This window comes from Treponema sp. UBA7567, assembly GCF_002476655.1.
Taxonomy (GTDB): Bacteria; Spirochaetota; Spirochaetia; order Treponematales; family Treponemataceae; genus Treponema_D.
Genome location: NZ_DLLH01000035.1, coordinates 1 through 10,901, shown reverse-complemented (window position 1 = coordinate 10,901; position 10,901 = coordinate 1). Strand labels below are relative to the sequence as shown.

Sequence of the window (10,901 nt, the reverse complement as noted above, 5' to 3'; positions counted from 1 at the left end):
CAAGCAGCTTCATTTTACAACTTTAAGATTTCATCGCCTTGACGACATGCTAAATTCAACAGGACTTGATCACTCAAAACTTTGTACTTACTGCTGGAACGGGAAAGAATAAATATGAATATTTACATTGTCCGCCACGGAGAAACAGACTGGAACGTTCAGTTAAAATTACAGGGACGTTCCGATATTCCTCTAAACGCGGCGGGAATTGAACAGGCAGAACAAACTGGCGAAAACTTAAAAAAAGCCGGCATAAGTTTTGACAAGGTTTATTCAAGTCCGTTGCAAAGGGCAGTAAAAACGGCAGAACTCATAAGCGGATTCGATTCTTCAAATATCATAAAAGAAAACCGCATAATCGAATTCTCATTCGGAAAAGCAGAAGGCTCAACGCCGGAAGAACGGCAGACAAAACAGGAATTTGCTCAAATAAAAAACTTTTTTACAAATCCGCCGGCTTATTCACCAGACAAAGACGCAGAAAACTTCGATGACGTTTTTAAAAGAACAGCAGATTTTTGGGAAAACGAAATACGTCCTTTGGCAGACAGCCCGTCAAACAAAAATCTGCTTGTCGTTACACACGGAGGCACGCTCCAGACGCTGCTTATGCACATTGACGGACGCACGCTCAAAAATTTCTGGAAAGTGCGTTTTCCAAATTGCTCGATAAACAAAGTTTCTTTGGAAAACGGCAATTTCAAATTAAAGTGGAAGAGCCGAGTCTTTTACTAGAGGATCTGTCAAAACCGCTTTCACTTCGCGGATTATGTTGCCTTCGGTTTTCAGGACCTCGAATTCAATCTGACCGTTAAAGTCTATTTTCCGGCCTTTTTCAGGAAAGTCGCCCAAGGTTTCTGTAATCCAGCCGCTCACCGTATTTGAGCTGAATTCATCGGCTTCTTTTATTCCAAAAAATTTCAGCAATTTGTGCATTTGCGTATCGCCGCTCACAATAAAGCTTCCGTCGCCGCATGGCTTTATGTTCTCAACTTCAGAATCGTGCTCATCGTAAATCTCACCGACAAGCTCCTCAAGAATATCTTCCATCGTAACAAGCCCGAGCGTTCCGCCGTATTCGTCCAGAATTATCGCCATCTGAACCCTTTCTTTCTGCATCTTAAAAAGCAGCTTTGAGATTTTAGTCTTGCCAGTCGAAAAAAACGGCTTTTTCATAATTTTTTCAAGCGAAAAATCTTCCTGGCCAGCCTTGAAAAAATCTTTCTCGTGGACAAAACCGGCAACAGAATCAATTTCGCCGTCATAAACAGGAAGCCTTGAAAATCCACATTCAACAAATTTGGCTTTGACCTCATCATAAGTTGAATTCTTCTCGACGGCGCAGATATTCACGCGCGGAATTATTATGTCCTCAACGTCCAAATCATCAAATTCAATCACAGAGCGGATAAAATTTCTTTCGTGCTCTTTTAAAGTTCCGTCTTCCTCGGCCTCATCAACCATCGTTATAATTTCTTCCTCGGTGATTACATTTCTTGAGTCAAAGCGGAAGACTTTTTCAATCAGCTTTTTCCAGCCGGAAAAAACAACATTCAGCGGAGTAAAAACAAAAATCAGAACTGCAAGCACAGGATAAACGGACATCGCAAATTTTTCGGCGTAGGCTTTTCCAATGTATTTCGGAGTAATCTCGCCAAAAATCAAGACTGCAACCGTTATTGCGGCAGTTGAGACAACAGAAGGATTCAAAGATGAATCTGCAAGAAGAAGCGCGAAGAAAAGCGCGCTTAAAGTTGAGGCGGAAATATTTACGATATTGTTTCCGATAAGAATTGTGCTTAAAAGCTTGTCGTAATTTTTCTCGGTGAGCGAAAGGACTTTTCCGGCAAGCCTGTTTCCGTTTGAAGAAAGCGATTTTAGCTTGATTCTGCTGGCGCAAGTGTAGGCGGTTTCTGACGCCGAAAAGAAAGCAGAAAAACAGATTAGAACGATAATCGAGACAAATAAGGGTATGGACCCGTCAGGCATAAAAATCTCCTGAAAAAAAAGATATGGAAACATGCGTTTCCCAATTCAAAATATAACAAATTTTGAAAAATAATGACAAGCGAACTTAAAGAAATTCTACGTTTTTACAAAAATCTCTTGACGCGCTTTTTATTTTTGATTATCCTTCGGCTATAAGCGAAAGGGGAGTAGTTACTTCCTCAGAATCAACAACCGGCTTTTTTGAAAAAGTCTGGTTCTGCGGCTTCAATCTTGAAGAAACAAGACCTTTTGCCTGTTATTCCTTTTTTTTAGGAACAGCAGGTAAGAGGTCTTTTTTTTGTTTAAATCCATTTTTTGACGTCTGGAGGTGTCTTTATGGAACAGGTTCTTCTTTACTTTACAGAAGGAATCCGCTCGATTGGCTGGCAGGAAGCGGTCATGTACGCGGTCGGCGCGCTTTTAATCTGGCTTGCCGTGGCGAAAAACTACGAGCCAATGCTTCTTCTGCCGATTGGATTCGGGGCGATTCTCGTGAATCTTCCGCTAAATGTTGTGTGGGAGCATGCCGGAACATCAGGCGCGCTCAAAATCCTATTTGAATGCGGAATTATGACGGAGCTTTTCCCTCTCCTGATTTTTATCGGTGTCGGCGCGATGATTGACTTCCGCCCTCTTCTGCAGCGTCCTTGGATGCTGATTTTCGGAATTGTGGCGCACTCAGGAATTTTCATCGCAGCTTTTATCGCTTACAAATTTTTCGGGTTCTCGATAAAAGAAGCGGCAAGCATCGGCGTTATCGGAGCGGCGGACGGCCCGACATCAATTTTTGTAACATCAAGATTCGCGCCAAACCTCATGGGGCCGATTACGGTTGTAGCCTATTCATATATGTCGCTCGTTCCAATAATGATGCCGCCGGTAATAAAGATTTTGACAACAAAAAAAGAACGGCAGATTCATGTGGAAGCAAAAGATTCGAATGTGCCGAAATGGCTTATAATAGCATTCCCTGTTATTTTGACGGCGGTTGTAGGAATTCTAGTTCCAGTCGCAGCTCCGCTGATTGGATTTTTAATGTTCGGAAACCTTATCCGTGAATGCGGAGTCCTCGAAAAACTTTCAAAAACCGCGCAGAACGAGCTTTCAAACATTGTGACAATTCTGCTTGGAATAAGCGTTGGAGCCTCAATGCGCGCGGAAAATTTTCTTCAGATTCAGACAGTTTTAATAATGTTCCTGGGACTTGTCGCGTTTATCGGAGACACAGCCTGCGGACTTCTCTTTGCAAAACTGTTAAATATTTTCCGGCCAAAAAGCAAAAAGCTCAACCCAATGCTCGGAGCGTGCGGAATTTCAGCCTTTCCGATGGCAAGCCGCGTAGTCCAGAAAATCGCGCTCGAAGACGACGACCAGAATTTTATCCTGATGCACGCCGTAAGCGCGAATGTGTCAGGGCAAATCGGCTCGGTTATAATCGGCGGAATAATACTTTCAGTAGTTCCGCTTCTTGCAGGGTAAAAAGCGAAGCGACGGAGCAATCGATAAGACAGCTTGTAAAATGCGATGGATTGATCCGTCCTCTTTACGGCATTTCCCTTATAAAAAAGCCAGCCAGAATCTCTCTAGCCGGCTTTTTTTATAAAGTATCTTTTTTGTCATTTTCGGGCTTGCCCCGAAAATCTATTCAATTGCTTTACGAGAGATTGCCCGGTCTAGCCGGACAATGACATCGGGAGCTTATTAGGCAGCCGCTGCAATTCCACTTTCAGAACTAGCCAACGCTAGTTGGCGTTGCGAACAACGCGGAAACCATAGTCGTAGTAGCGGCTGTACGATGCGTCGCTGCGGTCGTACGCTGTTGTTAAGAACGATTCGTAGTCGTAGTACCACCACCGAACGGCAACCTGCGCGTTGAAGGCGTTAAAGTACCAAGAGCCGCCGCGCAGGCAGCGGAAGAGGTTAGCATCCGGACCTGTAGCTGGCGTGTCTTCTGATATAATATCAGAATCCCCGTCCCAGCACCATTCATATACGTTTCCGCTCATGTCGTAAAGTCCGTAGCCGTTTGCCTTTTTGGTTTTTACCTCCCTTGTTCCGAACGTATAGCTGCTGGCATACCCATACCAGGCAACTTCGTCTGCGTCATCGCTTCCGGCATACTTGTAGCTTTTGCCGCCGCGCGCAGCCCATTCCCACTCTGCCTCTGTCGGCAGGCGGTAGCCGTCTGCTGTAAAGTCGCACGTTGCGTTATTCCATTTCCAATTGTAGTCATCTGGAACACTTCCCCAGTCTTTTGGGTCTGTTTTTCCGTCGATTGCATAGCAAGGAGTCAAGCCTTCATTTATAGAACGAGTGTTGCAGTACACAAGTGCGTCATACCAGCTGATATTGTTCACAGGGTTGTTCTTTGCATCATCGCCTGTAAGAAGGTTTCCGTCCTTGCCGTAGGCTTTTGCAGTGCTTGGGTCGCTTCCCATAAGTGCCTTGTATTCTCCGCGCGTTACCTCATGGTCGCTCATGTAGAACGAGCCGATTTTAAACGCACGTCCGCTTACAAATACCTCTGATTCTGGAGTCCAAGTTTCTGCTTCCTTTAATTGAAGCACCAGGAATTTGTACAAAGTTTTCCGCAACCGGCTCGATGCTACCGGAAGTTGAACCGCCAGTATTACCGCTTTCTGAACCGCCGCCGGATGTTGAACCTCCAGTGCTGCCGCTCTCTGATCCAGTTCCGCTGCCAGAAGAGCTTGAAGAGCCAACTTTTGTAAAAGTTACAGTTGTCGAATTTATATCTACTGTGAATTTTCCATCTTTTACAGCAAGGTCGTTATCTTCTACTTCTTCTACCCATTCACTAGAAAGTGTGTCTGACGAGTGGGTCTGGTGCTGATGAATTGTGCCGTTCTCAAAAGTGCCGTCCAGTGTGTAAGTGCCTTTTCCTTTGTTTGTAGCGTTTGCCGCAGAATAGTCACCCAAAGACCAAGTCATTAAATAAGTGCCGTCAGCTTTGTATTCAATCTGAATTGTTCCTTCATAAAATCTGGTTGATTGAAATACTGCAGATTCAGAAGTCGAACCGCCAGTAGTTCCGCTGCCAGAACTTGAACCGCCGGTAGTATCGCCTCCTGAACTGTCGCTATCGCCATTGCTGCAGCCAAAAACTGCAAGCCCCATTGCCATTGCCACAAGCAAGGCAAAAATCCTTGATTTCTTCATTTTTTTCTCCTTCGAAAAATAATTTAAACAAAAAAAGACCGCTGTGCTGCAGGCGCGTAAATTTTTGCACGCCACAATACAACGGTCTTCGTTTTATTTTTTATATAGCCGCCTGAAGACAGTGTTGCTATTCTGAGTTCCGAGTTCTGAGTTCTGAGTTCTGAGTTCTGAGTTCTGAGTTCTGACAAGATTGTGTTCTTCATTCCTTATTTGTCAAGCAGTAGCTACTGTTTCAATTACAAAATATTTTACAAAGAACAAAGCGGGCGCGAAAGTGCGTTTTACGCACCGAAAATAAAGTAACTAAGTTGCCCGAATAAAGTAACTATATTTCCAAATATAGTTACTTTATTTTAAAATATAGTTACTTTATTTACTCAACATAGTGGGTATATTTTTAAAAAACGAAGATTTCGCACAAAAAATCGAGCGCGCAGCTCACACATACTCCGTAGGAATCGCCATCACGCCTTTTGCTACAGAAACCGGCTTTCCGCAGCTGCAGACAATGCACGGAGGCGCAACCTCCACATTTTTGATTCTACTCGTGATGAAAAAATTCTTTGCGTCGTCTAGTTTTGGAGTGGCGGTCTTTTTTATTTCAACCGGATAAATCGTATTGTTCAAAAAAATAATCAGGTCGATTTCGATTTTATCCTTGTCCCTGTAAAAATAAAGCGGCGGCTCAATTCCATCATTGCAGAATGATTTAAGCACTTCACCGACAATGTATGTTTCAAAAAACGCCCCCGACATTGCGCCAAAGCGGAGCACATCCGAATCCGTCCATCTTGTAAGGTAGGCGGCAAGTCCTGTATCAACAAAATAAAGCTTGGGAGTTTTTACAACGCGCTTTTCAACGTTCACCGAAAAAGGCGGAAGCAGGTAAACAAGCCCGGAAGCTACAAGAAGAGAAAGCCATTTTTTCGCTGTAAGCTCGCTTATTCCAACGTCACTTGCAATGTCTTTGTAATTCACAAGCTGGGCGGTTCTTGATGCAACAACCGCAATGAACTGGAGAAACTGCATCTCGTCTGCAACCTGCGTCAAGCTCCGAATATCACGCTCAATGTAAGTTTTCAGATAGTTTGAGTAAAAATCGTTCGGCAGAACATTTCCGTTTGCAACTTCCGGATAGCCGCCTGTAAAAATTGAATTCCATGTTTCTGCGGCAGAAAATTCCTTTCCAGAAAATTCGCTGTTTCTCTGCAAAATGTAGTCTTTTGACGGAATAAAAGGCTTGTCAAAACTGTCGCCCCGTTTTTCACGCGCGGAAAGCGGATAAAGCTGCACAATTCCGATTCTTCCGGAAAGACTCTCTGTCGCTTTTTCCATAAGCCTGAACTGCTGGCTTCCTGTAAGATAATACATTCCGTTGTGCCGGTTCTTGTCAATTTCTATTTTTAAATACCGAAACAGCTCAGGAACATACTGAACTTCATCAAACAAGAACGGACTCGGATGAAAATCAATAAACGACTGCGGATCGTTTTTTGCGGACCGCTCTTCCATCGGGTCGTCAAACGTAAGATAGCGGACAGATTTTTTGTCCGTTACGTTTTTCAAAAGCGTGGTCTTTCCGGTCTGTCTTGCGCCTGTAACAAGCACAGCCGGAAACGACTGGGACATCCGTTCTACTGTTTTTTCTGCATGACGCTCTATAAAAGCCATATTTTCTTCCAAAATTAAGTTTTTCGTGGGATAATCCAAAGTGGCAGTTTGGATTATCCCACGAAAAAGAAAAAAAGGCAAGAAAAGCCTATTTTACATAAAGCCCATAAAAACAAAAAATCCCGCACTTCAAAACCGAAATGCGGGATAAAACAGAAGATGAACTTTTCCGCGTAATTCACGTAAAACGAAAATCACGCGGATTCAGTTTTCAAAGCCTTTAATGCGGCAAAAACTTAAATCAGACCAATCCCTGAGCTTCCATTGCGCGGGCAACTTTGAGGAAGCCGTAGATGTTTGCGCCAGAAACGTAGTCTGTTGTCTTTGATGGAGCGTATTTTTTCGCTGTCTCGTAAGCGTTGTCATGAATCTGAGTCATGATGTGCTTGAGTTTTGAATCTACTTCCTCGCGTGTCCATGAGAGGCGCTCTGAGTTCTGAGACATTTCAAGGCCAGAAACTGCTACACCGCCTGCGTTAGAAGCTTTTCCTGGAGCAAAGAGAACATCGTTTTCCTGCAAGAATTCGATTGCGTCTGCGCGTGTCGGCATGTTCGCGCCTTCAGCAACGAGTTTTACGCCGTTAGCAACGAGCTTTTTAGCATCTTCCATATAGATTTCGTCCTGAGTTGCGCAAGGGAATGCGCAGTCAGCCTTGACTCCCCACGGCTTTTCGCCCTTGAAGAATTTTGCTTTCGGATATTTTGTAAGATATGTGTCGATTTTCTTGTGCTCGCCGCGGAACTGCATAACAAATGCGAGCTTCTCCGCGTCGATTCCGTCCTCGTCAAGAATATATCCTGTTGAGTCAGAAAGCGTGATTACTTTTCCGCCAAGCTGATTGATTTTCTCGCAAGCGTACTGGGCAACGTTTCCGTCTCCGGAGATAATGCAAGTTTTGCCGTTGAAGTCTGTATTTACAGCCTTGAGCATACATTCTGCAAAGTAGATAAGTCCGTATCCTGTAGCCTCAGGGCGAATCAAAGAGCCGCCGAAGTCAAGGCCTTTTCCTGTGAGAACGCCAGTGAACTGGTTTGTGATTCTCTTGTACTGTCCGAACATAAACGCAACTTCGCGTCCGCCAACTCCCTTGTCTCCAGCTGGAACGTCTGTGTCAGCTCCGATGTGGCGGTACAATTCTGTCATAAACGACTGGCAGAATCTCATAACCTCTGCGTCTGATTTTCCGTGAGGGTCAAAATCCGAGCCGCCTTTTCCGCCGCCCATTGGAAGAGTTGTCAAAGAATTTTTAAGAACCTGCTCAAATCCCAAGAATTTAAGAACGTCCAGGCTTACCTCTGGAGAAAAACGCAATCCTCCTTTGTAAGGTCCGATTGCAGAGTTAAACTGAACGCGGAATCCGCGGTTTACATGAGGTTTTCCAGCGTCATCTGTCCACGGCACGCGGAACATAATGATTCTCTCTGGCTCAACAAATCTTTCGAGAACTGCTGTGTTCTCAAGCTCAGGCATTGTGTCAACAACCGGCGAAAGAGTCTCAAGAACGAGACCGGCCGCCTGCAAGAAATGCTCCTGGTCAGCGTAGCGAGCCTTCAATTCATCCCAAACGCGTTTGCAGTAAGCGTTTTTAACATTAAATTCTTTAAGTGCCATTTTTTATCTCCTTTTTGATTAGCATTTAAAAGCGGGCAAAAAAAATAAGACGCCATAAACAAAACTCCACACACTGCATTTAAAGACAATGATAGCGTTTTATTTACAGCGTCTTTGCCGTATGAAATAAACATAAATTTTTTGTGCAAAATAGTCAATAAACAGCCTCAAAATTCATCAAATTTAACCTAGAAAAAAAATCAGGAGCACACCGCAATCACAAACCGGCTCTCCACGGTTCCGCTTTCGCTCCATCCGCCAAGGCGGACGCATTCGCGCCGTTACGATCCGGGCTGCATTAAAAGTTAAAGAAGCTCAGATTTTCTTTCCATTATAAAATCTATAAAGGTTTTTGCCGCAATCGGAAGCAAATTGTAATTCTTAAACACAACAGCAAGCGTTCTCCTTACAGGCGGCTCTATCGGTACAGAAACAACATCATAGCAAGTTTTGTTCAAAACAAGTTTTGTAAGGATAGAAATGCCCAATTCTTTTTCAACCATAGAAAGAATCGAATAATCATCATGAACACGAAGTTTTATGTCTGGAGAAATTCCCTCAAAACGGAATGCTTCTAAAATCTCGCTGTAAGCCCCTTCTTCTAATAGTAGAAAAGGCTCGTTTTTTAGGTCCTTAAGAGTTACAGATTTCTTTTTAGAAAGCGGATGATTTTTTGGAACAACTGCGCAAAATTCGCCTGTTTTTACAATCTTTGACTCCATTCCGCTTACCGCCGCTGGATTAACAAAACCAAAATCCACAGAGCCGTTCTTTACCCATTCAGCAATGCTTGAATAGTCGCCCTGATGAAGAACCAGTTGAACTTTCGGATATTTTTCCCAAAAAAGTTTTATTATTTCTGGAAGCCAATGGCACGAAACGCTCGAAACTGTTCCAATACGAACAAGACCAGTTTCAAGTCCGCAAATTTCGTCGCAAGTCCGGCGCATCAATTTGTAATGTTCAACGCAATCTTTTATAAAAGGAAAGAGTTTTTCACCGTCCAAAGTAAGTTTTATTCCATATCGAGAACGGTGCAAAAGCTGAACAGAAAGTTCATTTTCTAAAGAAGAAATCATCTGGCTTAACGCTGGCTGCGTACAACCTACAATATCAGCAGCCTTTGTAAAACTGCCAGTCTCAACTACTTTTAGAAACGCAATATACTTATACATTCAAATAACCTTTTTGCATATTAGAATAATAAAAATCAATTTCCCTTATTCATATACTTTATTTTATAATAAGTCAAAAGTTTTCTGAACGCCGGCAAAAGAAAACTTTTATTTTCAACTCAATAAAAAAACGAGGCATAAATATGGATATGAGCAAATTTTTGGTCGATGAATATTTTGAACGCTATGAAAAACAGGCAAAATTTATGATGGGAAGCTCCGATCCGGAATCTCTTTTTCTGAAGGAAGCAGTCTTCGATTTTTCAAAATACAAAGACATTCAACTGGGATACTCACTTGAAAACGGATATTTTCCATTGCTAAAAAAAATTTCGTTACTTTACACTTCTTTAAATGAAAAAAATATTGCGACAATGAACGGCGGCGAAGAAACAATATACACAACAATGCGCGCACTTCTTGACTCTGATGATGAAATCGTTGTTCATCAGCCTTCGTTTCAGTCACTTTCTGTAATTGCAAGAGAAATTGGCTGTAAAATCGTTGAATTTTCACCGACTTTTGAAGACAAATGGAAATTTGACATAAATTTATTTGAATCAAAAGTAACGGAAAACACAAAAGCCATAATACTAAATTATCCGCACAATCCGACCGGAGCCTGCCTTACTGATTCTGAAATGAAAGAAATTGTGCATCTTTGCCGCTCAAAAAATATAATTCTTATTTCAGACGAAGTTTACCGTTTTTTAAGCATTAAAGACGGATATTCAACTAAGTCTTTTGCAGACTTATACGAAAACGCAATTGCATTGGGAAGTTTTTCAAAAACATTCGCTTCTCCAGCGCTGCGCCTTGGCTGGATTGCAACAAAAAACACTAAACTTATGAAAAAAATACTTGCCTACAGACATTTTACAAGCACTTGCATAAACATTTTGAGCCAAATTGCAGGCAGCGAAATTTTAGACAATGCAGAAAAAATAATTCAACGGAACAATTCGATTGCAAAACAAAATGCCATACTTTTAGACGAATTTATAAAAAGACATAAAAACCTGTTTGAATATGTTCCTCCGAAAGGAGCAACTACGGCCTACGTAAAACTTTCTGACCAAAGAAACTCTATGGATTTTTGCATGGAACTGTTAAAAGAAACAGGTGTCCTGATTGTTCCGTCTGTAGTTCTTGAAAAAAAAGATAATTTTTTAAGAATCGGACTTGGACGAAAAAATTTTGCAGAAGCCTTGACCCGTGTAGAAAAATTTTTAGAGGCAAGATAAAAACAGCCGAAAATGGCGTCTGTTTTTATCTTT

General features: G+C 42.5%; 9 protein-coding genes. 3 read left to right on the top strand and 6 right to left on the bottom strand.

Annotation, left to right across the window (positions count from 1 at the left end):
• Window positions 1-114: 114 nt before the first annotated feature.
• On the top strand, window positions 115-735 hold the full coding sequence (locus B3Y13_RS04245) for a histidine phosphatase family protein (protein ID WP_296692854.1): 621 nt from the start codon (window positions 115-117) through the stop codon (window positions 733-735).
• Here B3Y13_RS04245 and B3Y13_RS04240 read toward each other — a convergent pair.
• Entirely contained in the window at window positions 706-1,989 is a 1,284-nt protein-coding gene (locus B3Y13_RS04240; RefSeq protein WP_296692853.1) for an HlyC/CorC family transporter, read from the bottom strand. The genes B3Y13_RS04245 and B3Y13_RS04240 overlap by 30 nt on opposite strands.
• A gap of 336 nt (window positions 1,990-2,325) precedes the next feature.
• On the opposite strand from B3Y13_RS04240, the gene B3Y13_RS04235 reads away from it, so the two are divergent.
• Window positions 2,326-3,468, top strand: coding sequence for a sodium ion-translocating decarboxylase subunit beta (locus tag B3Y13_RS04235; protein WP_296692852.1), 1,143 nt, complete (start codon window positions 2,326-2,328; stop codon window positions 3,466-3,468).
• Window positions 3,469-3,731: 263 nt separating this feature from the next.
• On the opposite strand, the gene B3Y13_RS04230 is transcribed toward B3Y13_RS04235, so the two are convergent.
• The 5 genes from B3Y13_RS04230 to B3Y13_RS04210 form a co-directional block, all read right to left on the bottom strand.
• Window positions 3,732-4,556 (bottom strand): formylglycine-generating enzyme family protein, encoded by an 825-nt coding sequence (locus B3Y13_RS04230; RefSeq protein WP_296692851.1) that lies wholly within the window; start codon window positions 4,554-4,556, stop codon window positions 3,732-3,734.
• Window positions 4,486-5,166, bottom strand: coding sequence for a hypothetical protein (locus B3Y13_RS04225; RefSeq protein ID WP_296692850.1), 681 nt, complete (start codon window positions 5,164-5,166; stop codon window positions 4,486-4,488). Before B3Y13_RS04225 ends, B3Y13_RS04230 begins: the two co-directional genes overlap by 71 nt.
• A 438-nt stretch (window positions 5,167-5,604) precedes the next feature.
• Window positions 5,605-6,837, bottom strand: a complete 1,233-nt coding sequence (locus B3Y13_RS04220) for an ATP-binding protein (RefSeq protein ID WP_296692849.1) — start codon at window positions 6,835-6,837, stop codon at window positions 5,605-5,607.
• Window positions 6,838-7,078: 241 nt separating this feature from the next.
• Entirely contained in the window at window positions 7,079-8,449 is a 1,371-nt protein-coding gene (gdhA, locus tag B3Y13_RS04215; protein WP_296692848.1) for an NADP-specific glutamate dehydrogenase, read from the bottom strand.
• A gap of 305 nt (window positions 8,450-8,754) precedes the next feature.
• Entirely contained in the window at window positions 8,755-9,624 is an 870-nt protein-coding gene (locus B3Y13_RS04210) for a LysR family transcriptional regulator (RefSeq protein WP_296022986.1), read from the bottom strand.
• 149 nt (window positions 9,625-9,773) lie between these two features.
• Between B3Y13_RS04210 and B3Y13_RS04205 the strand changes: the two genes are divergently transcribed.
• A complete protein-coding gene (locus B3Y13_RS04205; protein WP_296668808.1) occupies window positions 9,774-10,868 on the top strand; it encodes a pyridoxal phosphate-dependent aminotransferase in 1,095 nt (364 codons plus the stop codon).
• Window positions 10,869-10,901 lie beyond the last annotated feature (33 nt).